Origin of the sequence: Pseudomonas fakonensis, from assembly GCF_019139895.1 — a bacterium.
GTDB lineage: Bacteria > Pseudomonadota > Gammaproteobacteria > Pseudomonadales > Pseudomonadaceae > Aquipseudomonas > Aquipseudomonas fakonensis.
On the sequence record NZ_CP077076.1, the window covers coordinates 4,934,536 to 4,958,935 of the forward strand.

A 24,400-nucleotide genomic window follows, 5' to 3' on the forward strand; every position below is an offset into this window, starting at 1 on the left:
AATCAGCGAATGGCAAAGGCGTCAGTTTTATCCTGATGTCAACTTTCTCCTGGCACGGAGTCGATAAATGTCTGATTCTCCCGGAAAACTCAAACTGGGTGCGCTTGTTGCACTTGTCGTAGGTTCGATGATTGGCGGCGGTATCTTTTCACTGCCGCAGAACATGGCCGCCAGTGCAGGCGTGGGGGCGGTGCTGATCGGCTGGGCCATCACCGCGGTGGGCATGCTCACCCTGGCATTCGTGTTCCAGACCCTGGCCAACCGCAAGCCTGACCTCGACGGCGGTGTATACGCCTACGCCAAGGCCGGCTTTGGCGACTACATGGGCTTCTCGTCGGCCTGGGGCTACTGGATCAGCGCCTGGCTGGGCAACGTCGGCTACTTCGTACTGCTGTTCAGCACCCTGGGCTACTTCTTCCCGGTGTTCGGCGAGGGCAACACCCCGGCGGCAGTGATCGGCGCCTCGGTGCTGCTGTGGGCGGTGCACTTTCTGGTGTTGCGCGGCATCAAGGAGGCAGCGTTCATCAACCTGGTGACCACCGTGGCCAAGGTGGTGCCGCTGGCGCTGTTCGCGCTGATCTGCCTGTTCGCCTTCAAGCTCGACATCTTCACCGCCGATATCTGGGCGCTGGGCACGCCGGAGCTGGGCAGCGTGATGAACCAGGTGCGCAACATGATGCTGGTCACCGTGTGGGTGTTCATCGGCATCGAGGGCGCGAGCATCTTCTCGTCACGGGCAGAAAAACGCTCCGATGTGGGCAAGGCCACGGTCATCGGCTTCGTTACCGTGCTGCTGTTCCTGGTGCTGGTCAACGTGCTGTCGCTGGGCATCATGACCCAGCCGGAGCTGGCCAAGCTGCAGAACCCGTCGATGGCTGCGGTGCTCGAGCATGTGGTCGGCCACTGGGGCGCGGTGCTGATCAGCGTCGGCCTGATCATCTCGCTGCTGGGGGCGCTGCTGTCGTGGGTACTGCTGTGCGCCGAGATCATGTTCGCCGCAGCCAAGGACCACACCATGCCGGAGTTCCTGCGCCGCGAGAACGCCAACCATGTACCGGCCAACGCCCTGTGGCTGACCAACGCCATGGTGCAGGTGTTCCTGGTGATCACCCTGTTCAGCAACAGCACCTACCTGTCGCTGATCTACCTCGCCACCTCGATGATCCTTGTGCCCTACCTGTGGTCGGCGGCCTACGCCTTCCTGCTGGCCTGGCGCAGCGAAACCTATGAACAGGCCCTGGCCGAGCGCAAGAAGGACCTGATCATCGGCGGCATCGCCCTGTTGTACGCAATCTGGCTGCTGTACGCCGGTGGCGTGAAATACCTGCTGCTCTCGGCCCTGCTGTATGCCCCTGGCGCGATCCTGTTCGCCAAGGCCAAGCGCGAGGTGGGCCAACCGATCTTCACCAACGTGGAAAAACTGATCTTCGCAGCCGTGGTCGTCGGCGCCCTGGTGGCAGCCTTCGGCCTGTACGACGGCTTCCTGACCCTCTGACCCCACGTTTCGCCTTACTGGAGGAATAGACCATGACCACTGAAAAACAGAAATACGGCGTCCACTCCGAAGCCGGCAAGCTGCGCAAAGTGATGGTGTGCGCCCCAGGCCTCGCGCACAAGCGCCTGACCCCGAGCAACTGCGACGAACTGCTGTTCGACGATGTGATCTGGGTTGACCAGGCCAAGCGCGACCACTTCGACTTCGTCACCAAGATGCGCGAGCGCGGCGTGGATGTGCTGGAAATGCACAACCTGCTGACCGACATCGTGCAGAACAAGGAAGCCCTGGCCTGGATCCTCGACCGCAAGATCACCCCCGACACCGTTGGCGTGGGCCTGACCAACGAGGTGCGCAGCTGGCTCGAGGGCCTTGAACCACGCCACCTGGCCGAGTTCCTGATTGGCGGCGTGGCCGGCCAGGACCTGCCGCAAAGCGAAGGCGCCGAAGTGGTGAAGATGTACAACGACTACCTGGGCCACTCAAGCTTCATCCTGCCGCCGCTGCCCAACACCCAGTTCACCCGCGACACCACCTGCTGGATCTACGGCGGCGTCACGCTGAACCCGATGTACTGGCCGGCACGCCGCCAGGAAACCCTGCTGGCCACCGCTATCTACAAGTTCCACCCGCAGTTCACCAACGCCGACTTCCAGGTGTGGTACGGCGACCCGGACAAGGAGCACGGCAACGCCACCCTCGAAGGCGGTGACGTAATGCCGATCGGCAACGGCATCGTGCTGATCGGCATGGGCGAGCGCAGCTCGCGCCAAGCCATTGGCCAGCTGGCGCAGAACCTGTTCGCCAAGGGCGCGGTGAAGGAAGTGATCGTCGCCGGCCTGCCCAAATCCCGCGCGGCGATGCACCTGGACACCGTGTTCAGCTTCTGCGACCGCGACCTGGTGACGGTCTTCCCCGAAGTGGTGAAAGAGATCGTGCCGTTCATCATCCGCCCGGACGAAAGCAAGCCCTACGGCATGGACGTGCGCCGCATCAACAAGTCGTTCATCGAGGTGGTGGGCGAGCAACTGGGGGTCAAGCTGCGGGTGGTCGAGACCGGCGGCAACAGCTTTGCCGCCGAGCGCGAACAGTGGGATGACGGCAACAACGTGGTGGCCCTGGAGCCCGGCGTGGTCATCGGCTACGACCGCAACACCTACACCAATACCCTGCTGCGCAAGGCCGGGATCGAGGTCATCACCATCAGCGCCGGCGAACTGGGCCGGGGCCGTGGCGGCGGCCACTGCATGACCTGCCCGATCGTACGCGACCCAATCGATTACTAGTCAACGCCCATACACCCGGCCGTACTCACGAAGTGACGGCCGGGCACCCTACCGAACTCAAGGAGAACCGTCATGGCGTTCAACATCCACAACCGCAACCTGCTCAGCCTCGAACACCACAGCACCCGCGAGCTGAAGTACCTGCTGGACCTGTCCCGCGACCTCAAGCGCGCCAAGTACACCGGCACCGAGCAGCAGCACCTGAAGGGCAACAACATTGCCCTGATCTTCGAAAAAACCTCTACCCGCACCCGCTGCGCCTTCGAAGTGGCCGCATACGACCAGGGCGCCAACGTCACCTACATCGACCCCAACTCCTCGCAGATCGGCCACAAGGAAAGCATGAAGGACACCGCCCGCGTGCTCGGGCGCATGTACGACGCCATCGAGTACCGTGGCTTCAAGCAGGAGATCGTCGAGGAACTGGCCAAGTTCGCCGGGGTGCCGGTGTTCAACGGCCTGACCGACGAGTACCACCCGACCCAGATGATCGCCGATGTGCTGACCATGCGCGAGCACAGCGACAAGCCGCTGCACGACATCAGCTACGCCTATCTGGGCGATGCACGCAACAACATGGGCAACTCGCTGCTGCTGATCGGCGCCAAGCTGGGCATGGACGTGCGCATCGCCGCGCCCAAGGACCTGTGGCCCCATGACGACCTGGTGCAGCGCTGCCAGAAATACGCCGAAGAGAGCGGCGCACGCATCACCCTGACCGACGACGCCAAGGCCGCGGTCAAGGGCGTGGACTTCATCCACACCGACGTGTGGGTGTCGATGGGCGAGCCGATCGAAGCCTGGGGCGAGCGCATCAAGCTGCTCAAGCCCTACCAGGTGAACAAGGAGCTGATGAAGGCCAGCGGCAACCCGCGGACCAAGTTCATGCACTGCCTGCCGGCGTTCCACAACTCCGAGACCAAGGTCGGCAAGCAGATCGCCGAACAGTACCCGGACCTGGCCAACGGCATCGAGGTGACCGACGACGTGTTCGAGTCGCCGGCCTGCATCGCCTTCGAGCAGGCGGAAAACCGCATGCACACGATCAAGGCGATTTTGGTGTCGACGCTGGCTGACCTCTGACAACCCACTGGGGCACCGTGGGAGCGGGCTTGCCCCGCGATAGCGTCCGCTGCAACGACAGCGTTGCCCGACCTGACGCCATCGCGGGGCAAGCCCGCTCCCACGAGCCTTTACCCTCGATACAGGACATTCCCCATGCGTATCGTTGTTGCTTTGGGCGGCAACGCCCTGCTGCGCCGCGGCGAGCCGATGACTGCCGGCAACCAGCGCGCCAATATCCGCACCGCCACCGAACAGATCGCCAAGATCCACCCCGGCAACGAGCTGGTCATCGCCCACGGCAACGGCCCGCAGGTCGGCCTGCTGTCGCTCCAGGGCATGGCCTACAAGCCCGACGAGGCCTACCCGCTGGACGTGCTGGGCGCCGAGACCGAAGGCATGATCGGCTACATGATCGAGCAGGAGCTGGGTAACCTGCTGGACTTCGAGGTGCCCTTCGCCACCCTGCTGACCCAGGTGGAAGTGGACGCCAACGACCCTGCGTTCAAAGACCCGACCAAGTTCATCGGCCCGGTGTACAGCAAAGAGGAGGCCGAGCGCCTGGCCAAGGAAAAAGGCTGGGTGGTCAAGCCTGACGGCGACAAGTACCGCCGCGTGGTGGCCAGCCCGAAACCCAAGCGCATCTTCGAGATCCGCCCGATCAAGTGGCTGCTGGAAAAAAGCAGCATCGTGATCTGCGCAGGTGGCGGCGGCATCCCGACGATGTACGACGAAAACCGCAAGCTCAAGGGCATCGAGGCGGTGATCGACAAGGATTTGTGCTCGGCGCTGCTGGCCGAGCAACTGGAAGCCGACCTTCTGATAATCGCCACCGATGTCGATGCCGCCTACATTGACTGGGGCAAGCACACGCAAAAAGCCATTGCCCAGGCCCACCCCGACGAGCTCGAACGCCTGGGCTTTGCCGCCGGTTCCATGGGGCCGAAGGTGCAGGCCGCCTGCGACTTTGCCCGGCACACCGGCAAGGTGGCGGTGATCAGCTCGCTGGAAAACATCGAGGAGATCGTCAAGGGCACCGCCGGCACCCGGGTGTCCACCACCAAGCCGGGTATCAGCTACCGTTGAATGCAGTTGGCCGGTGCCAGGCACCGGCCGTTTTCAACCTTCCGGAGGAACCACCATGGCCCAGTACCAACCCGGTCATGTACACATCGAGCGCACCGCGCTGAACAGCAACGACCACAGCTATGACCTGAACATCGAGTACGAAGCCACGTCGGACCCCAGGGAAGGCCGCGGTATCCAGTTCCGCATGCACGGCAGCATCGAGGGCAAGAACGTCGACGAAAAGTTCTTCCTGGCCAAGGACCAGGTGTTGCCAAGCTTTCTGATGCTACTGAGCCGCAAGGCCCAGTCTTACCTGCCGGCACCGAAGAAGTTCGAAAACCTCGGCTCGCCGCACAAGCTGTACGACTACATGTTCGAGGATATTCGCCAGAAGCTGGATGTGAAGTCGGGCGATCCGATCAAGCCTGAGCATCTGGAGTGAACCTCTGGGGCTGCTGCGCAGCCCAATCGCGACACAAGGCCGCTCCTACAGGCGTTACGCGCTCCCTGTAGGAGCGGCCTTGTGTCGCGATTGGGCCGCAAAGCGGCCCCGGCGATGTTGAGGCATACTACCGCCCTCCCCGGCCACAACCCCGCCTCGTCCCCATGCGCATCCACGTCAGCTTCATCGACCGCGTCGGCATCACCCAGGAAGTCCTGGCCCTGCTCGGTGCCCGCAACCTCAACCTCGATGCCGTGGAGATGGTCCCGCCGAACGTCTACATCGACGCCCCTACGCTGAGCCCCGCCGTGCTCGAAGAGCTCCACGACGCGCTGTTCGAGGTGCACGGCGTGCAATCGGTGGAGGTGGTCGACATCCTCCCCGGCCAGCGCCGCCACCTGCAGCTCGACGCCCTGCTGGCGGCCATGAGCGACCCGGTGCTGGCGGTGGACAGCGCCGGCAAGGTACTGCTGGCCAACCCGGCGCTGATCGCCCTGTGCGGGCGCGAGTCGGCCGGGCGCTCGGTGGGCGAGCTGTTCGCCGACCCCGGGCTTTTGCAGGCGCTGCAGGACAACAACTTCCACCTGCCCATGCGTGAAATGCAGCTCAACGGCCAGAGCCTGCTGCTGGACGCCACCCCCATCACCCACGCCGGCGGCCTGCTCACCCTGTACCCGCCCAACCGCATGGGCGAGCGCCTGTCGGCCCTGCACCACGACCACGCCGAGGGCTTCGACGCCCTGCTCGGCGACTCCCCGGCCATCCGTACCCTCAAGGCCCGCGCGCTGCGCGTGGCAGCACTCGACGCACCACTGCTGGTGCACGGCGAAACCGGCACCGGCAAGGAGCTGGTGGCCCGCGCCTGCCATGCCATCAGCAGCCGCCAGGGGGCGCCGTTTCTAGCCCTGAACTGCGCCGCGCTGCCCGAGAGCCTGGCCGAGAGCGAGCTGTTCGGCTACGCCCCCGGGGCCTTCACCGGCGCGCAACGGGGCGGCAAGCCGGGGCTGATGGAGCTGGCCAACCAGGGCACGGTGTTTCTCGACGAAATCGGCGAGATGTCGCCCTACCTGCAAGCCAAACTGCTGCGTTTTCTCAGCGACGGCAGCTTTCGCCGGGTGGGCGGCGACCGCGAGGTAAAGGTGGATGTGCGCATCATCAGCGCCACCCACCGTAACCTCGAGCGCATGGTCGCCGAGGGCACTTTCCGCGAAGACCTGTTCTACCGCCTGAACGTGCTCAACCTGCAAGTGCCACCGCTGCGCGACCGTGGCCAGGACATTCTGATGCTGGCGCACTACTTCATGCAGCAGGCCTGCACGCAGATCCAGCGCCCAGCCTGCCGGCTGACCCCGGCCACCCACTCGGCGCTGCTGGCCAACCCCTGGCCGGGCAACGTGCGCCAACTGCAGAACGTGATCTTCCGCGCTGCGGCCATTTGCGAAGGCAACCTGGTGGATATCGGCGACCTCGACATTGCCGGCACCTCGGTGGCGCGCGGGCAGGATGGCGAGGTGGCCAGCCTGGAGCAGGCGGTGGGGGATTTCGAGCGCGAGCTGCTGCAGCGGCTGTATGCCAGCTACCCGTCCACACGCCAACTGGCCGGCAGGTTGCAGACCTCGCACACCGCCATCGCCCAGCGCCTGCGCAAGTATGGGATTGGTGCCAAGGGCTGAATGCCGACTTTGAGCATTCTGCGCCCCCCCTGTAGGAGCGGCCTTGTGTCGCGATGGGCTGCGCAGCAGCCCCAACATATCGATAACTGACATAATTTCTGGGGCTGCTGCGCAGCCCATCGCGACACAAGGCCGCTCCTACAGGTCCTGCATCAAGCCGCTCGGATGTGACAGCCTGTTGTATACAAAACAGGAAAATCCTGATTACATAAAGCCCTCGCCTACGACATCGGCACTCGCCGCTGCGTATTGCGACAGGCTCAAGCCATGCAATGCCCACATCTGCTCGCCCCGACGCGAGCCCCTCTGCCAGTTCCCTCCGGCGATCGTCCATCCCGCTGTACGCCCCCCTTCGGCCGGCCCCGCCCGCCGACCCACTGATCGCACCCGCTGCCCACGCACGCGCCCGGCGCCTGCACGACATCGAGCCCACAATCAGCCCCTTGGGGGCGAGGAACACCCATGCCCAAGACTCTCCTGGTCAAGAACGCCGAACTGCTGGTGACGATGGACGGCGAACGCCGTGAAATCCGCCAGGGCGGCCTGTACATCGAAAACAACATCATCAAGCAGGTCGGCCCCAGCGACAGCCTGCCGCAACACGCCGACGTGGTCCTGGACATGGCCGGCAAGGTGGTCATCCCGGGCCTGGTCAACACCCACCACCACATGTACCAGAGCCTCACCCGCGTGGTGCCGGCAGCCCAGGACGGCGAACTGTTCAACTGGCTGACCAACCTGTACCCGATCTGGGCGCGGCTGACCCCGGAAATGATCGCGGTATCGACCCAGACCGCCATGGCCGAGCTGATCCTGTCAGGCTGCACCACTTCCAGCGACCACCTGTACATCTACCCCAACGGCTGCAAGCTCGACGACAGCATCCACGCCGCCGGGGAAATCGGCATGCGCTTCCACGCCGCCCGCGGCAGCATGAGCGTTGGCCAGAGCCAGGGCGGCCTGCCGCCGGATTCGGTGGTCGAAAAAGAAAGCGACATTCTCAAAGAATCGCAACGCCTGATCGAGGACTACCACGACGCCAGCCACGGCTCGATGCTGCGCGTGGTGGTGGCGCCCTGCTCGCCGTTCTCGGTCAGCCGCGACCTGATGCGCGAAGCCGCGGTGCTGGCCCGCCAGTACGGCGTGTCGCTGCATACCCACCTGGCCGAGAACGTCAACGACATCGCCTACAGCCGCGAAAAATTCGGCATGACCCCGGCCGAATACGCCGAAGACCTGGGCTGGGTCGGCCACGACGTATGGCACGCCCACTGCGTGCAACTCGACCAGCACGGCATCGAGCTGTTCGCCCGCACCGGCACCGGCGTCGCCCACTGCCCGTGCTCGAACATGCGCCTGGCCTCGGGCATCGCCCCGGTACGCAAGATGCGCGACCACGGCGTGCCGGTGGGCCTGGGCGTCGACGGCTCGGCCTCCAACGACGGCGCCAGCATGATCGGCGAAGTGCGCCAGGCCCTGCTGCTGCAGCGGGTCGGCTTCGGCCCCGATGCCATGACCGCCCGCGAGGCCCTGGAGATCGCCACCCTGGGCGGCGCCAAGGTGCTCAACCGCAACGACATCGGCGCCCTGGCGCCGGGCATGGTGGCCGACTTCGTCGCCTTCGACCTAGGCCATGTGGCCTATGCCGGCGGCCTGCATGACCCGCTGGCAGCCCTGGTGTTCTGCACCCCGACCCAGGTTCACACCAGCGTGATCAACGGCCGGGTGGTGGTGCAGGACGGGCGCATCACCACCGTCGACCTGCCGCGCGTGCTCGAGCGCCACAACCAGTTGGCCTTCCAGCTGGTCAGCGGTAACTGATTCACCCGGGCCGCTGCCTGGCCGCGGCCCGTTTCACCGAGTGCGACTGAGACCGTGCTGTTAGACGCATCAAAACAACAAAAGCGAGCTACTCACCATGACTTCTCCCGCAGCATCGCGTCCGGAGGACGAGAACCTCGGCGCTGGCGCCAACCTGGCCTACGGCCTGCAACATGTACTGACCATGTACGGCGGCATGATCGCCGTGCCCCTGATCATCGGCCAGGCGGTGGGCCTGCCGGCTGCCGACGTCGGCCTGCTGATCGCCGCCTCGCTGTTTGCCGGTGGCCTTGCCACCCTGCTGCAGACCCTCGGCCTGCCCTGGTTCGGCTGCCGCCTGCCGCTGGTGCAGGGGGTGTCCTTCGCCAGTGTGGCGACCATGGTGGCGATCATCGGTGATGACGGCCGGCTTGGCCTGTCGGTGGTGTTCGGCGCGGTGATCGTCTCGTCGCTGGTCGGCCTGCTGATCACCCCGCTGTTCTCGCGCATCATCACGTTCTTTCCGCCGCTGGTGACCGGCATCGTCATCACCACCATCGGCCTGACCCTGATGCCGGTGTGCGCCCGCTGGGCCATGGGCGGTAACAGCCAGGCTGCAGACTTTGGCAGCACCGCCAATATTCTGCTGGCGGCCTTCACCCTGGCCTGCGTGCTGCTGCTGAGCAAGCTGGGCAGCGCCAGCTTGTCGCGCTTGTCGATTTTGCTGGCGATCGTGATCGGCACCCTGGTGGCGACGGCGTTCGGCATGGCCGACTTTTCGACAACGATGGACGGCCCGCTGCTTGCGTTCCCCAGCGTGCTGCCATTCGGGCCGCCGGAATTCCAGCTGGCGGCCATCCTGTCGATGCTGATCGTGATCGTGGTGACCATGGTGGAAACCTCGGCGGACATCCTGGCGGTGGGTGAAATCATCGGCACCGAGGTCGACTCCAAGCGCCTGGGCAACGGCCTGCGCGCCGACATGGTGTCCAGCGCCCTGGCTCCGCTGTTCGGCTCGTTCACCCAAAGTGCCTTCGCGCAGAACGTCGGCCTGGTGGCGGTCACCGGGGTGAAGAGCCGCTACGTGGTGGCCAGCGCCGGCCTGATCCTGGTGACCCTGGGCTTGCTGCCGGTGATGGGCCGGCTGATCGCCGCCGTGCCCAGCGCGGTGCTCGGTGGCGCCGGCCTGGTGCTGTTCGGCACGGTCACTGCCAGCGGCATCCGCACCCTGTCGCAGGTGGATTATCGCAACAACATGAACCTGATCATCGTCGCCACCTCGATCGGTTTCGGCATGATCCCCATCGCCGCCCCGGCCTTCTACCACCACTTCCCGGCCTGGGTGCAGACGGTGTTCCACTCCGGCATCAGCTCGGCGGCGATCATGGCGATTCTGCTCAACCTGCTGTTCAACCACCTGCGTGCCGGCAACTCCGAGCAGCAATCGGTGTTCGCTGTTGCCAGCGAACGTACCCTGCGTTACCGGGACATTGCCGGGCTCAATGAAGGGGACGTCTTCCGCGACGGCAAGCTGTTCGACAGTGCCGGCAATGAAGTGCCGATTGTCGAGCATGATGAGGGGCATCACGACATTGCGCCTCGTAAAGAGGAGCGTCTCGAGACATCAAGCTAGCAGCACTGCCGCCCAGCACAGGAGCTGCCCGGCGAAAGCCTTGCAGCGCCTGTGCAACCGAGCGTCGCGCCTACGGCGCTTGATCTCGCAGCCCCCGCAACATGTCTCGCATCACCACTACCCAGCCGCAGTCCTACCAACAGAAATGCCCTGCCGGCCCTGCACTTTCAGACTTTTCTGAATCGTCCAGTCGGCAAGTCCGCCCCTAGAATGCCCCCGCTTTTCTTCACCCTCCCCCGGGAGGCCGGGCCTTGCCCTTCGCTTACACAGGCCGAGCACGTAAGTGCCCGCCTGCGGTTACAACAAAGAGCTCCCTGATGCTTGAACTTGATTTCTACGGGACCCTGGTCGCTGCCTCGCTGGTGCTTCTGCTGGGCCGCAGCCTGGTTGCACGCGTTGGCTTCCTGCGCACCTACAACATCCCCGAGCCCGTCGCCGGCGGGCTTTTGGTCGCCCTGGTGCTGCTGGCGCTGCGCAGCTTCGATATTGCTGTGCAATTCGATACCTCGCTGCAAACCCCGCTGATGCTGGCGTTCTTCGCCACCATTGGCCTGAGCGCAGACCTGCGCAGCCTGAAAAAAGGCGGGCGCGTGGTGGTGATTTTCCTGTTGGTGGTCACAGGCTTGCTGCTGGTGCAGAACGCCATGGGCATCGGCCTGGCCACGGCACTGGGGCTGGACCCGCTGATGGGCCTGCTGGCAGGCTCGATCACCCTGTCTGGGGGCCACGGAACAGGGGCCGCGTGGAGCGCGACCTTCAGCGAGAAGTTCGGCCTGGCGTCGGCCTCGGAACTGGCCCTGGCCTCGGCGACCTTCGGCCTGGTACTCGGCGGGCTGATCGGCGGGCCTGTGGCCCGCCTGCTGATCAAGCGCGTCCAGGTGCCCGGCAGCGATCAGCCGGCACCGCAACTGCCAAAGGGCTTCGAGCAACCGCACACCGAGCGGCTGATCACCTCGTTCTCGCTGGTCGAGACCCTGGCCCTGATCGCCGTCAGCCTGATGTTGGGCACCCTGCTCAACGGCATGCTCAAGGGCACTGCGCTGGAGCTGCCGACGTTCGTCTGCGTATTGTTCGTCGGCGTGATGCTGCGTAACGGCCTGGCCGCGTTTGGTGCGTACCATGTGTTCGAACGGGAAGTCTCGGTGCTCGGCAACGTCAGCCTGTCACTGTTCCTGGCCATTGCACTGATGTCGCTCAAGCTGTGGGACCTGGCCGCGCTGGCCCTGCCGTTCTTCATCCTGCTGGCGGCTCAGACGCTGGTGATGGCCCTGTTCGCCATCTTCGTGACCTTCCGGGTGATGGGCCGCAACTACGACGCGGCGGTGCTGGCCGCCGGGCACTGCGGCTTCGGGCTCGGCGCAACGCCGACCGCCATCGCCAACATGCAGGCCGTGACGCAGCGCTTCGGGCCTTCGCAGATGGCCTTTCTGGTGGTGCCGATGGTCGGCGCGTTCTTCATCGACATCATCAACGCCATCGTGATCAAGCTGTACCTGGCACTGCCGTTGTTCGTGGCCCTGTAGCGGCCATGCGGCGCCCTTGCCGATCATCAGGCAAGGGCGCCAACCACGCGTATCGAAATCATTACATCGTATCGAATTCATTCCACGTTGATTTGCCAGCGCCTGCGCAAGGGTTTGATCCCGCTTTCTTTTTCCTCCCCGCCAATACCGTAATGATTTCATTCCACATGAAAGAATGAATTATTACACCTCAACATCAAATCATTGATTTATATGTACTTTTTTTAGATGGCCGCATTATTGCTAGGGAAATCCCACCCCAAGAGCGCGGACCCACCGCGCCCAACGCCCTGCTTCCCGAGGATTCCCCATGAGCGAGTTGCGTTTCACCGAAGATCACGAATGGCTGCGCGTCGAAGCCGACGGCAGCGTCACCGTGGGCATCACCGCCTACGCCCAGAACGCCCTGGGCGATGTGGTCTACGTGCAACTGCCGGAGCTGCAGCCCTACAGCAAGGGCGATGAAGCCTCCACCGTCGAATCGGTAAAAGCCGCCAGCGGTGTGTACATGCCCCTGAGTGGTGAAGTGGTCGCGGTCAACGATGGCCTGAACGATAGCCCTGAGCGGGTCAACGAAGACCCGCTCGGTGAAGGCTGGTTCTTCCGCTTCGTCCCGGCCGACATGGCCGAGGTGGGCGCCCTGCTCGACCAGGACGCCTACGACCGCCTGATCAAAGCCAACGACGACGCCTGAGGAGTACCCCCATGACCATCAACCTCGGCACCGCCAACGAATTCATCGCCCGCCATATCGGCCCGCGCGCCGCCGACGAGCAGGCCATGCTCGCCACCCTCGGCTTCGACTCGCTGGAGGCCATGACCGCCGCGGTCATCCCCGACAGCATCAAGGGCACCAGCGTGCTTGGCAGCGAAGACGGCCAGAGCGAGGCCGACGCCCTCGCCGCACTGAAGGCCATCGCCGGCAACAACCAGCTGTTCAAGAGCTACATCGGCCAGGGCTACTACAATACCCACACTCCGGCGCCGATTTTGCGCAACCTGCTGGAAAACCCGGCCTGGTACACCGCCTACACCCCGTATCAACCAGAAATTTCCCAGGGCCGCCTGGAAGCGCTGCTGAACTTCCAGACCCTGATCAGCGACCTCACCGGCCTGCCGATCGCCAACGCATCCTTGTTGGACGAAGCCACCGCCGCTGCCGAGGCCATGACCTTCTGCAAGCGCCTGTCGAAGAACAAGGCCAGCCACGCCTTCTTCGCCTCCAGGCACTGCCACCCGCAAACCCTCGACGTGCTGCGCACCCGCGCCGAACCGCTGGGTATCGAAGTGGTGGTGGGTGACGAGCGCGAGCTGAGCGACACCAGCGCCTTCTTCGGCGCCCTGCTGCAGTACCCGGCCAGCAACGGTGACGTGTTCGACTACCGCGAGCTGGTGCAGCGTTTGCACGCAGCGGGCACCCTGGTGGCCGTGGCCGCCGACCTGCTGGCCCTGACCCTGCTGACCCCGCCGGGCGAGTTCGATGCCGACGTGGCCATCGGCAGCGCCCAGCGCTTTGGCGTGCCACTGGGCTTCGGTGGCCCGCACGCGGCCTACTTCGCCACCCGCGACGCGTTCAAGCGCGACATGCCCGGCCGCCTGGTAGGGGTGTCGATCGACCGCTTCGGCAAGAGCGCCCTGCGCCTGGCCATGCAAACCCGCGAGCAGCACATCCGCCGCGAGAAGGCCACCAGCAACATCTGCACCGCCCAGGTGCTGCTGGCCAACATCGCCAGCATGTACGCCGTGTACCACGGCCCGGCCGGCCTCAAGCGCATTGCCGAGCGCACCCACGCGCTGACCGCGATTCTGGCCGCAGGCCTTGAGCAGGCCGGCGTGAACGTGGTCACCTGCGCGTTCTTCGACACCCTGACCCTGGCCACCGGCGCTGCCACCGCAGCACTGCACGACAAGGCCCGCGCCCAGGGCATCAACCTGCGCCAGGTCGACGCCGAACACCTGGGCCTGTCGCTGGACGAAACCAGCAGCCAGGCCGATGTCGAGGCGCTGTGGGCACTGCTCACCGACCAGGCCCCGAATTTTGCCGCCATCGCCGCCGCCGTGCAGGTGCGCCTGCCTGCCGCATTGCTGCGCCAGTCGGCCATCCTCGAACACCCGGTGTTCAACCGCTACCACAGCGAAACCGAGCTGATGCGCTACCTGCGCCGCCTGGCCGACAAGGACCTGGCGCTGGACCGGACCATGATCCCGCTGGGCTCGTGCACCATGAAGCTCAACGCCGCCAGCGAGATGATCCCGGTGACCTGGGCCGAGTTCGGCAACCTGCACCCGTTCGCCCCGGCCGCACAAAGCCAGGGCTACCTGCAGATGACCCGCGAGCTTGAGGCCATGTTGTGCGCCGCCACCGGCTACGACGCCGTGTCGCTGCAGCCCAACGCCGGCTCCCAAGGCGAGTACGCAGGCCTGCTGGCGATCCGCGCCTACCACCGCAGCCGTGGCGACAGCCACCGCGACATCTGCCTGATCCCGTCGTCGGCCCACGGCACCAACCCGGCCACCGCGCACATGGCCGGCATGCGCGTGGTGGTGACCGCCTGTGACGCCCGCGGCAACGTCGACATCGACGACCTGCGCGCCAAGGCCATCGAGCACCGCGACCGCCTGGCGGCGATCATGATCACCTACCCGTCCACCCATGGCGTGTTCGAGGAAGCCATCGGCGAGATCTGCGCGATCATTCACGACAACGGCGGCCAGGTGTACATCGACGGCGCCAACATGAACGCCATGGTCGGCCTGTGCGCCCCGGGCAAGTTCGGCGGCGACGTATCGCACCTGAACCTGCACAAGACCTTCTGCATCCCCCACGGCGGTGGCGGCCCGGGCGTCGGCCCGATTGGCGTGAAGGCGCACCTGGCGCCGTTCCTGCCCGGCCACGCGCAGCTTGAGAACACCGCCGGCGCCGTGTGCGCGGCGCCGTTCGGCAGCGCGAGCATTCTGCCGATCACCTGGATGTACATTCGCATGATGGGTGGCGCGGGCCTCAAACGCGCCTCGCAGATGGCGATCCTCAACGCCAACTACATCGCCCGCCGCCTGGAAGAGCACTATCCTGTGCTGTACACCGGTGGCAACGGCCTGGTGGCCCACGAGTGCATCCTCGACCTGCGCCCGCTCAAGGACACCAGCGGCATCAGCGTCGACGACGTCGCCAAGCGCCTGATCGACTTCGGCTTCCACGCCCCGACCATGTCCTTCCCGGTGGCCGGCACGCTGATGATCGAACCGACCGAGAGCGAGTCCAAAGAAGAACTGGACCGTTTCTGCGCCGCCATGATCCAGATCCGCGAGGAAATCCGCGCGGTGGAGAACGGCAGCCTGGACAAGGACGACAACCCGCTGAAAAACGCCCCGCACACTGCGGCGGAGCTGGCCGGCGAATGGGCCCACGGCTACAGCCGCGAGCAGGCGGTGTACCCGCTGCCAAACTTGGTGGAAGGCAAGTACTGGCCGCCGGTCGGGCGTGTCGACAACGTGTTCGGTGACCGCAACCTGGTGTGCGCTTGCCCGTCGATCGAGAGCTATCAGGACGTCTGAGGCGTCCTGTAGATAGCGGGGGCTGCTGCGCAGCCCTTTCGTGACACAAGGCCGCTCCTACAAGGTCGGCATTGGTCCCTGGAGCGGCCTTGTGTCGCGAAAGGGTCGCAAAGCGGCCCCTGCTGTTCAGGAGGTTTCACCATGTCCCTGAGTGTCTTCGACCTGTTCAAGATCGGCATCGGCCCCTCCAGCTCGCACACAGTCGGGCCGATGCGCGCCGCCGCACGCTTCGCCGAAGGCCTGCGCCGTGACGGCCTGCTGGCCGGCACCGCCAGCGTCAAGGCCGAGCTGTACGGCTCGCTGGGCGCCACCGGCAAGGGCCACGGCAGCGACAAGGCGGTGCTGCTGGGCCTTGAAGGCGAACACCCCGATGTCATCGATACCGACAGCATCCCCGCGCGTCTGCAGGCCATCCGCGACAGCGGCCGCATCAAGCTGCTGGGCGAGCACAGCATTGCGTTCATCGAAAAACAGCACCTGGCAATGATCCGCAAACCGCTGGACTACCACCCCAACGGCATGATCTTCCGCGCTTTCGACGCCGCCGGCCTGCAGATTCGCAGCCGCGAGTATTACTCGGTGGGCGGCGGCTTCGTGGTGGACGAAGAGGCTGCCGGCCACGACCGCATCGTCGAGGACAGCACCGTACTGGCCTACCCGTTCACCACCGCGAAGCAACTGCTCGCCCATTGCACCGCACAAAACCTGGCGGTCAGCCAGGTGATGCTGGCCAACGAAGCCGCCTGGCGGCCAGAGGCCGAGACCCGCGCCGGGCTGCTGCGCATCTGGCAAGTGATGCAGGACTGCGTCGAAGCCGGTTGCCAGCATGAGGGCATCCTGCCGGGCGGGCTCAAGGTCAAGCGCCGTGCGCCCGCGTTGTACCGCCAGCTCAGCCGCCACCCCGAGGCCAGCCTGCGCGATGCCTTGTCGGTGCTCGACTGGGTCAACCTCTACGCCCTGGCGGTGAACGAAGAAAACGCCCACGGCGGGCGAGTGGTCACTGCGCCCACCAACGGCGCGGCCGGCATCGTCCCGGCGGTGCTGCACTACTACGTGCGCTTCGTGCCGGGTGCCAGCGAGGACGGGGTGGTGCGTTTTCTGCTCACCGCTGCGGCCATCGGCATTCTTTACAAAGAGAACGCCTCGATCAGCGGCGCAGAAGTGGGCTGCCAGGGCGAGGTCGGCGTGGCCTGCTCGATGGCCGCCGGGGCGCTGTGCGAAGTGATGGGTGGCAGTGTGCAGCAAGTGGAAAACGCAGCCGAAATCGGCATGGAACACAATCTGGGCCTGACCTGCGATCCCATCGGGGGGCTGGTCCAGGTGCCCTGCATCGAGCGCAACGCCATGGGCTCGGTGAAGGCGATCAATGCGGTGCGCATGGCCCTGCGTGGCGACGGGCAGCACTTCGTTTCCCTCGACAAGGTCATCCGCACCATGCGCCAGACCGGCGCCGACATGAAAAGCAAATACAAGGAGACCGCCCGCGGCGGTCTGGCCGTCAACATCATCGAATGCTGACCCGAACAAAAACCAAGGAGTCCCCGATGTCCGAAACACTGCAAAAGACCCCGCTGCACGCCCTGCACCTGGAACTGGGTGCGCGCATGGTGCCGTTCGCAGGCTTTGACATGCCCGTGCAGTACCCGCTGGGCGTGCTCAAGGAGCACCTGCACACCCGCGAGCAAGCCGGCCTGTTCGATGTGTCGCACATGGGCCAGATCGTGCTGCGCGGCAGCGACGCTGCCCGTGCCCTGGAAAGCCTGGTGCCGGTAGACATCATCGACCTGCCGGTGGGCATGCAGCGCTATGCCATGTTCACCAACGAACAAGGCGGCATCCTCGACGACCTGATGGTCGCCAACCTGGGCGACGACACCCTGTTCCTGGTGGTCAATGCCGCCTGCAAGGAGCAGGATCTGGCCCACCTGCAAGCGCACATCGGCAAGCACTGCGAAATTCAACCGCTGTTCGAGCAGCGCGCCCTGCTGGCCCTGCAGGGCCCCGCGGCAGTGAAGGTGTTGGAACGCCTGGCCCCGGAAGTCGCCGGCATGACCTTCATGCAGTTCCGCCCGCTGCAACTGTTGGGTGAGGACTGCTTCGTCAGCCGCTCGGGCTATACCGGTGAAGATGGCTACGAAATCTCGATACCGGCTACCGCCGCCGAAAAATTGGCCCGCCGCCTGCTGGCCGAACCCGAAGTGCAACCCATCGGCCTGGGTGCCCGCGACTCGCTGCGCCTCGAAGCCGGCCTGTGCCTGTACGGCCATGATATGAACACCGAAACCACGCCGATCGAAGCCAGCCTGCTGTGGGCGATTTCCAAGGTGCGCCGTGCAGATGGCAGCCGTGCCGGTGGTTTCCCCGGTGCCGAGCAGGTATTCGCCCAGCAAGCCGGCGGTGTAAAACGCAAACGCGTGGGCCTGTTGCCGCTGGAGCGCACCCCGGTTCGTGAGGGCGCCGATATCGTCGACAGTAACGGCAAGGCCGTTGGCGTAGTGTGCAGTGGCGGCTTTGGCCCGACCCTCGGCGCACCTGTAGCAATGGGTTATATCGATAGTGAACATGCTGCGCTGGAAACTTCGCTTTTTGCCGTCGTACGCGGCAAGCAAGTTGCCCTGAAAGTCAGCAAAATGCCTTTCGTGGCGCAACGTTACTATCGCGGATGAGTGCGTGAGGCAGGCCGGTTGGCATATTCGATTTCGAACCTGCCTCATAACTTTTGCATAGGGCGCCAGGCCAGGCAGCATGCAGTTTTCGGCACGATTTCCGGGGTTTGAAAAAAGCCCGTTTTTACTGCGCTGAGAGGGCTTGTGTTTCGCTTGGCAGTTGGCGTAGAGTCAATGCACTGTGTTTGCATGGGTCGCAATAGCTCGTGACCTGGGCCAGTAGCCGCAATTTGCTACAACCCGTTCGACGCCGCTTACTTCCTGCAAAACAGCCCAGTAATCTTTCACTATTATATCGATGTGAAAGAACTGTCATCACAATCAAGCTTCAAAGGAAATAAGACAATGGCTGAGCGTCAGAACGGTACCGTCAAGTGGTTCAATGACGAAAAAGGTTACGGCTTCATCACCCCCGAGAGCGGTCCAGACCTGTTCGTACACTTCCGCGCCATCGAAGGCAACGGCTTCAAGAGCCTGAAAGAAGGCCAGAAGGTCACCTTCGAAGCCGTCCAAGGCCAGAAAGGCCTGCAGGCAGACAAGGTTCAACCTGTCTAAGCCATGCGACAAAAAGCCCCTGCCAAGTGCAGGGGCTTTTTTTTGCCCGTAGAATGACGGCTTCGTCATTCGGAGCTGTCCCGCATGTCCAAGCCTTTGCTCACACCCCAGGGGGACTTTCCACCGGTCGGCCTGGGCCGCCGCCTGGCGGCGGTGTTCTACGACTTCCTGCTGTGCACGGCGCTGCTGATCGTGACCGGCGGCGTGTACAAGATGATCCAGATCGCCATCGTCGGCGAAGAGCGCCTGCGCCAGCTGAGCGATGCCGGCGCCCTGGACCAGGACCCGCTGTTCGCTACCCTCATGCTGTTCGTGCTGTTCGGTTTCTTTGCCAAATTCTGGACCCACGGCGGCCAGACCCTGGGCATGCAGGTGTGGGGGGTACGGGTGCAGAACGCCGATGGCAGCGCCATCAGCCTGTGGCAGGCGCTGCTGCGCTTTGTGGTGTCGATTGCCTCGTGGCTGTGCCTGGGGCTGGGGTTCATCTGGTCGCTGTTCGACAAGCGCAAGCGCAGCTGGCATGACATGTATTCCGAGACGCAGTTGGTGCGGTTGCCCAAGCGCAAGAAGTGAGGTTGGCCTGTCAGGGCCTCATCGCCGGCAAGCCGGCTCCTACAGGAGAGCTCGGTTCCCTGTAGGAACCGGCTTGCCGGCGATGCTTTTCAGCCCACAAAAAAGCCGACCCTAAGGTCGGCTTTTTTTGCGGTTCAGGCCATCAACCGGCCCGGCGCAACAACCACACACCGGCCAGCGCACAGATGCCGGCCGGCAGCAGTACCGCCAGCAGCGGCGGGAAGCCGAACACCTGGCTCGAAGGGCCAAGCAGGTCGCCAGCGATGCGGAACACGAAGCCCACCAGCACGCCGGTGAACACACGCTGGCCAAGGGTGACCGAACGCAGCGGGCCGAAGATGAACGAGATTGCCATCAGCACCAGTGCGGCAGTTACTGCTGGTTGCAGCACCTTGGTCCAGAACGCCAGCCAGTAGCGGGCATTGTTCAGGCCCTGGTCGGCCAGGTAGTGGATGTAGTCCCACAGCCCGGTGATCGACAGCGACTCTGGCGCCAACACCACGGTATTGAGCAGCTCGGGGGTGACCGATACATCCCAGGGCTCTTCTGCTGCCTTGACCACTTCGGTGTGGTCACCACGGAAGTGGGTGGTGGCAACATCGCTGAGCACCCACTGGTTGTCGCGGTACTGGGCCTTGCGGGCAAAGCTGGAGGAAGCGATCTGGCGCTTGTCGTCGAAGCGGTAGCGGGTCACGCCCAGCAGCAGGCCGTTGGGCTGAACCGAGTTGATGTGCACGAACTCCTCGCCCTGACGATGCCACATGCCGCGCTTGGAGCTTTGCGCCTCGCCGCCGCCCTGGGCCAGCGAGCGGTCGGCCTGGGCCTTGTTCTCGGTGACGGGGGCGACATACTCGCCAATCAGCAGGCCCACCAGCATCAGCACCAGCATGGGCTTCATCACCGCCCAGACGATACGCCCGATGGACACACCGGCAGCGCGCATGATGGTCAGCTCGCTGCTGCTGGCCAGGCTGCCCAGGCCGATCAGGCAGCCGATCAGTGCGGCCATGGGCAGCATGTCGTACAGCCGCCGCGGCGCGGTGAGCGCCACATAGATACCGGCGTCGAGCACGCTGTAGGTGTTGCTCAGGTCGCCCATCTCGTCGATGAAGGCGAACAGCGAAGCCAGGCCAAGGATGATGCCCAGCACGGCGAGAATGGCCAGCAGCACGCTCTGGCCGATGTAACGGTCAAGCTTAGCCATGGGCCACCTCCGCACGGCGCGCCGCACGCTTGAGGCGCATCGGCTCCCAGTACATCAGGGCCAGGCCGATCAGCAGGAACAGGGCGTGAACCCACCACATGCCCAGGGCGATGGGCAACTTGCCCTTCTCCAGGGCGCCGCGCACGGAAATCAGCATCGTCAGGTAAGCCATGTACAGAAGAATCGCCGGCAGCAGCTTGAGGAAGCGGCCCTGGCGCGGATTGACCCGCGACAGCGGTACCGCCAGCAGGGTCACGATGAACACCAGCAGCGGCAGCGACAGGCGCCACTGCAATTCGGCACGTTCACGCACGCCGTTGTGGCCGAACAGCTGCGAGGTGGGGATGGCCTCACGCTCGGTCACTTCTTCGCTGACCTCGGGCTTGGGCAGCAGCACACCGTAGGTGTCGTACTTGATGGCGCGGTAGTCGGCCTGGCCAGGGTTGCCGTCATAGCGGTAGCCGTTTTCCAGCACCAGGTAGCGGTTGCCGTCAGCCTGGACTTCCTGGTGGCCCTTCTCGGCCACCAGCACCGACGGGGCGCGGTCCTTGGTCTTGTCCTGGTTGAAGCGTTTCTCGGAAATGAACACCCCGGCCAGGTTGACCCGGTCGTCCGAGAGCTGCTCGGTGTAGGTGACTCGCGAACCGTCGCGCAGGGTCTGGAAGCGCCCCGGCACCAAGGTGTCGAACTCGGTCAGCGCGTCCTGCTGGGCGATGATCTTCTGCACCTGGGCAACCCCTTGCGGGGCCAGGCTCAGGCTCAGCCAGGCCACCAGCAGGGCAACCAGCGCTGCCGGCGCCAGGGTCATGGCCAGCAGGCGCTGCTGGCTCATGCCGGTGGCCGAGAGCACAGTCATCTCGCTTTCGAGATAGAGCCGGCCATAGGCGAGCAAAATGCCGAGGAACAGGCCCAGCGGCAAAATCAGTTGCAGGAAGCCTGGCAGGCGAAAGCCCATGATCAGGAACAGTACACCCGGATCGAGCACGCCCTGGGCCGCCTGGGCCAGGTATTTGATGAAGCGCCCGCTCATGATGATCACCAGCAGCACGGCGCTGACGGCACTCAAGGTCACAAGGACCTCGCGGGACAGATAACGGAAGACGATCAAACCAGACACTCCTGGGTTGTCAGGGGCACACAGCCATACGAACGATTCGAAAAGCCAGGACCAATGCCGGTTCGCCAAGGCGAACCTCCATGTAAAGTGCGCGCATTATCCTGTGATTGACCGCGCCTGTCACTTGGCCACGCATGACGCTGCATGTCGGGGTTGTCATCTTGGATCCCGCAGGCTCAAACTGGCAGCTTTTCCGCGGGCCGCAAAGGCGGCCGAGCCGGTATTCCGAGCGCCTGCAACAGACAGCGCCAACCCACAGATCATTCGGGGAACCCTGACATGGAACTGGTTGTAAAAAGCGTAGCCGCTGCATCCGTAAAAACCGCCACCCTGGTGATCCCGGTAGGTGAAGGCCGCAAGCTCGGCAGCGTTGCCAAGGCCGTCGACCTGGCCTGCGAGGGTGCCATCAGCGCCCTGCTCAAGCGCGGCGACCTGGCCGGCAAGCCAGGCCAGACCTTGCTGCTGCACAGCCTGCCGGGGCTCAAGGCCGAACGCGTGCTGCTGGTGGGCAGTGGCAAGGACGAAGCCCTGGGCGACCGCGCCTGGCGCAAGCTGGTGGCCAGCGTCGCTGGCGTGCTCAAGAGCCTGGGCGGCACTGACGCGGTGCTGGCCCTGGACGACCTGGCGGTCAGCGCCCGTGACGGCCACTACGGCAAGTACCGCCTGCTGGCCGAAACCCTGCTCGACGGCGCCTACGTGTTCGACCGTTTCAAGAGCAAGAAGGCCGAGCCACGCGCGCTGAAAAAAATCACCCTGCTGGCCGACAAAGCCGGCCAGGCCGAGGTAGAGCGCGCCGTCAAGCACGCCACCGCCATTGCCAACGGCATGGCCTACACCCGCGACCTGGGCAACCTGCCGCCGAACATCTGCCACCCAAGCTTCCTCGCCGAACAAGCCAAGGACCTGGGCAAGGCCCATAAAGGCCTCAAGGTCGAAGTGCTGGACGAGAAGAAGATCAAGGACCTGGGCATGGGCGCGTTCTATGCCGTCGGCCAGGGCAGCGACCAACCGCCACGCCTGATCGTGCTCAACTACCAGGGCGGTAAAAAAGCCGACAAACCGTTCGTGCTGGTGGGCAAGGGCATCACCTTCGACACCGGCGGCATCAGCCTCAAGCCTGGCGCCGGCATGGATGAAATGAAGTACGACATGTGCGGCGCCGCCAGCGTGTTCGGCACCCTCAAGGCAGTGCTCGAGCTGCAACTGCCGATCAACCTGGTGTGCCTGCTGGCCTGTGCCGAGAACATGCCAAGCGGCGGCGCCACCCGCCCGGGCGATATCGTCACCACCATGAGCGGGCAAACCGTCGAGATTCTCAACACCGACGCCGAAGGCCGCCTGGTGCTGTGCGACACCCTCACCTACGCCGAGCGCTTCAAGCCCCAGGCGGTGATCGACCTGGCCACCCTGACCGGCGCCTGCATCGTCGCCTTGGGCAGCCACACCTCGGGCCTGATGGGCAACAACGACGAGCTGGTCGGCCAGTTGCTGGACGCCGGCAAGCGCGCCGACGACCGCGCCTGGCAACTGCCGCTGTTCGATGAGTACCAGGAGCAACTGGACAGCCCGTTCGCCGACATCGCCAACATCGGTGGCCCGAAGGCCGGCACCATCACCGCGGGTTGCTTCCTGTCGCGCTTCGCCAAAGCCTACAGCTGGGCACACCTGGACATCGCCGGTACCGCCTGGATCAGCGGTGGCAAGGACAAGGGCGCCTCGGGCCGCCCGGTGCCGCTGCTCACCCAGTACTTGCTGGACCGCGCCGGCGCCTGATGGCGTACAGCCGGTGGCGCCCAGGCGCCGCCGGCTGGCGAATTGAACGATGAGCAAAGTCGATTTTTATATCCTGCCCACCGACGCGCTGTCGGCGCGGCTGGATTTTGCCTGCAAGCTGTGCGAGAAAGCCTGGCGACTCGGCCACCGGGTCTACCTGCATTGCCAGGACGAAGCGCAACGCCTGGAGCTGGACGAGCGCCTGTGGCGCTTCAAGGGCGAGGCCTTCGTGCCCCACGACCATCACGAGCAGCACAGCGATGCCAGCGTGGCGCTGGGCATTGGCGATGACGCCGGCAACCACCGCGACCTGCTGATCAACCTGGGCGGCGGTGTACCCGGGTTCGTCGGCCAGTTCGAGCGAGTCGCCGAAATCGTCGTCGAGGAGCCCGGCATTCGCCAGGCAGCCCGCGAGCGATTCCGTTTCTACCGTGAACAGGGCTATGCTCTGCAAGATCACCGCTTACAACGACTGTAGAAGACGATGGACAAGCAGCTGACCTCCCTCACCCATGATGCCCACCTGCTCGACGACCTTGAGTCGATTCGCGAGCTGCTGGGTGACGCCAACCTGCAACCGCCGCTGCTCACCGAAACCGTGGAGCAGATCCCGTTGTTGCTTGACGAGCCGGCCGGCAACGATACCCCGCCGCCGGTCGCCGAAACCGCGCCCGCCGCTCCCGAAGAAGATGCCCAGACCCGCCGCCAGGATACCCTGCTGCACCTGGACGCCGAACTGCGCGCTGCGGCGCAGTTGATCATGCAGGACGTGATCAACGACTTCACCCCGCATATCGAGACCGAGATCAAGCGCCGCCTCGACGCGCGGCTTGACCGGTTGCTCAAGCGTTCCGAATGAATCACCTACCCCTGTAGGAGCCGGCTTGCCGGCGATAGGGCCCTCCCAGGCGCGACCGAACCACTCCTGCTGCGCGCCCTGTTTTGCCTGCACCGGCCTCATCGCCGGCAAGCCGG

Annotated in this window: 20 protein-coding genes; 18 read left to right on the forward strand and 2 right to left on the reverse strand. The window is 64.6% G+C overall.

The features are described from left to right. Nucleotides 1-67: 67 nt before the first annotated feature. The 15 genes from arcD (at nt 68) to KSS94_RS21795 (ending at nt 19,331) form a co-directional block, all read left to right on the forward strand. Complete coding sequence (gene arcD / locus KSS94_RS21725) at nt 68-1,495, forward strand: arginine-ornithine antiporter (protein WP_217840113.1); 1,428 nt, start codon at nt 68-70, stop codon at nt 1,493-1,495. Nucleotides 1,496-1,527: 32 nt separating this feature from the next. Beyond that, nucleotides 1,528-2,781 (forward strand): arginine deiminase, encoded by a 1,254-nt coding sequence (gene arcA / locus KSS94_RS21730; RefSeq protein ID WP_217840114.1) that lies wholly within the window; start codon nt 1,528-1,530, stop codon nt 2,779-2,781. A 72-nt stretch (nt 2,782-2,853) separates the two neighbouring features. Then, nucleotides 2,854-3,864, forward strand: a complete 1,011-nt coding sequence (locus KSS94_RS21735; RefSeq protein WP_217840115.1) for an ornithine carbamoyltransferase — start codon at nt 2,854-2,856, stop codon at nt 3,862-3,864. 135 nt (nt 3,865-3,999) lie between these two features. Then, nucleotides 4,000-4,929: a carbamate kinase gene (gene arcC, locus KSS94_RS21740; RefSeq protein ID WP_217840116.1), complete on the forward strand. Its 930-nt coding sequence runs from the start codon at nt 4,000-4,002 to the stop codon at nt 4,927-4,929. A gap of 55 nt (nt 4,930-4,984) precedes the next feature. After that, nucleotides 4,985-5,353, forward strand: a complete 369-nt coding sequence (locus tag KSS94_RS21745; RefSeq protein ID WP_217840117.1) for a DUF5064 family protein — start codon at nt 4,985-4,987, stop codon at nt 5,351-5,353. 164 nt (nt 5,354-5,517) lie between these two features. Beyond that, nucleotides 5,518-7,026 (forward strand): transcriptional regulator GcsR, encoded by a 1,509-nt coding sequence (gene gcsR, locus KSS94_RS21750; RefSeq protein ID WP_217840118.1) that lies wholly within the window; start codon nt 5,518-5,520, stop codon nt 7,024-7,026. 462 nt (nt 7,027-7,488) lie between these two features. Next, on the forward strand, nt 7,489-8,847 hold the full coding sequence (locus KSS94_RS21755; RefSeq protein ID WP_217840119.1) for an 8-oxoguanine deaminase: 1,359 nt from the start codon (nt 7,489-7,491) through the stop codon (nt 8,845-8,847). 97 nt (nt 8,848-8,944) lie between these two features. Beyond that, nucleotides 8,945-10,459 (forward strand): nucleobase:cation symporter-2 family protein, encoded by a 1,515-nt coding sequence (locus KSS94_RS21760; protein ID WP_217840120.1) that lies wholly within the window; start codon nt 8,945-8,947, stop codon nt 10,457-10,459. Between the two features lie 317 nt (nt 10,460-10,776). Then, a complete protein-coding gene (gltS, locus tag KSS94_RS21765; protein ID WP_217840121.1) occupies nt 10,777-11,982 on the forward strand; it encodes a sodium/glutamate symporter in 1,206 nt (401 codons plus the stop codon). 310 nt (nt 11,983-12,292) lie between these two features. Next, complete coding sequence (gcvH, locus tag KSS94_RS21770) at nt 12,293-12,676, forward strand: glycine cleavage system protein GcvH (protein ID WP_217840122.1); 384 nt, start codon at nt 12,293-12,295, stop codon at nt 12,674-12,676. Nucleotides 12,677-12,687: 11 nt separating this feature from the next. Further along, a complete protein-coding gene (gene gcvP, locus KSS94_RS21775; protein ID WP_217840123.1) occupies nt 12,688-15,537 on the forward strand; it encodes an aminomethyl-transferring glycine dehydrogenase in 2,850 nt (949 codons plus the stop codon). Nucleotides 15,538-15,678: 141 nt separating this feature from the next. Beyond that, on the forward strand, nt 15,679-17,055 hold the full coding sequence (locus tag KSS94_RS21780) for an L-serine ammonia-lyase (protein ID WP_217840124.1): 1,377 nt from the start codon (nt 15,679-15,681) through the stop codon (nt 17,053-17,055). A 26-nt stretch (nt 17,056-17,081) separates the two neighbouring features. Further along, nucleotides 17,082-18,203: a glycine cleavage system aminomethyltransferase GcvT gene (gene gcvT / locus KSS94_RS21785; RefSeq protein ID WP_217840125.1), complete on the forward strand. Its 1,122-nt coding sequence runs from the start codon at nt 17,082-17,084 to the stop codon at nt 18,201-18,203. 345 nt (nt 18,204-18,548) lie between these two features. Continuing rightward, nucleotides 18,549-18,758: a cold-shock protein gene (locus KSS94_RS21790; RefSeq protein WP_217840126.1), complete on the forward strand. Its 210-nt coding sequence runs from the start codon at nt 18,549-18,551 to the stop codon at nt 18,756-18,758. An 84-nt stretch (nt 18,759-18,842) separates the two neighbouring features. Further along, complete coding sequence (locus tag KSS94_RS21795; protein WP_217840127.1) at nt 18,843-19,331, forward strand: RDD family protein; 489 nt, start codon at nt 18,843-18,845, stop codon at nt 19,329-19,331. Between the two features lie 142 nt (nt 19,332-19,473). Here the strand turns inward: KSS94_RS21795 and lptG are convergent, their stop codons facing one another. Both lptG and lptF read right to left on the reverse strand, forming a co-directional pair. Next, nucleotides 19,474-20,535, reverse strand: a complete 1,062-nt coding sequence (lptG, locus tag KSS94_RS21800; RefSeq protein WP_217840128.1) for an LPS export ABC transporter permease LptG — start codon at nt 20,533-20,535, stop codon at nt 19,474-19,476. Continuing rightward, the gene (gene lptF, locus KSS94_RS21805) at nt 20,528-21,643 is read right to left on the reverse strand and encodes an LPS export ABC transporter permease LptF (RefSeq protein ID WP_217840129.1); all 1,116 of its coding nucleotides are present in this window, start codon (nt 21,641-21,643) and stop codon (nt 20,528-20,530) included. Before lptF ends, lptG begins: the two co-directional genes overlap by 8 nt. A gap of 288 nt (nt 21,644-21,931) precedes the next feature. Between lptF and KSS94_RS21810 the strand changes: the two genes are divergently transcribed. Genes KSS94_RS21810 through KSS94_RS21820 form a run of 3 tightly spaced genes read left to right on the forward strand, consistent with a single transcriptional unit; the run spans nt 21,932 to nt 24,284 of the window. Further along, entirely contained in the window at nt 21,932-23,425 is a 1,494-nt protein-coding gene (locus tag KSS94_RS21810) for a leucyl aminopeptidase (protein WP_217840130.1), read from the forward strand. A gap of 49 nt (nt 23,426-23,474) precedes the next feature. Further along, complete coding sequence (locus KSS94_RS21815) at nt 23,475-23,903, forward strand: DNA polymerase III subunit chi (RefSeq protein ID WP_217840131.1); 429 nt, start codon at nt 23,475-23,477, stop codon at nt 23,901-23,903. 6 nt (nt 23,904-23,909) lie between these two features. Beyond that, a complete protein-coding gene (locus KSS94_RS21820; RefSeq protein ID WP_217840132.1) occupies nt 23,910-24,284 on the forward strand; it encodes a DNA polymerase III subunit chi in 375 nt (124 codons plus the stop codon). Nucleotides 24,285-24,400: the final 116 nt, after the last annotated feature.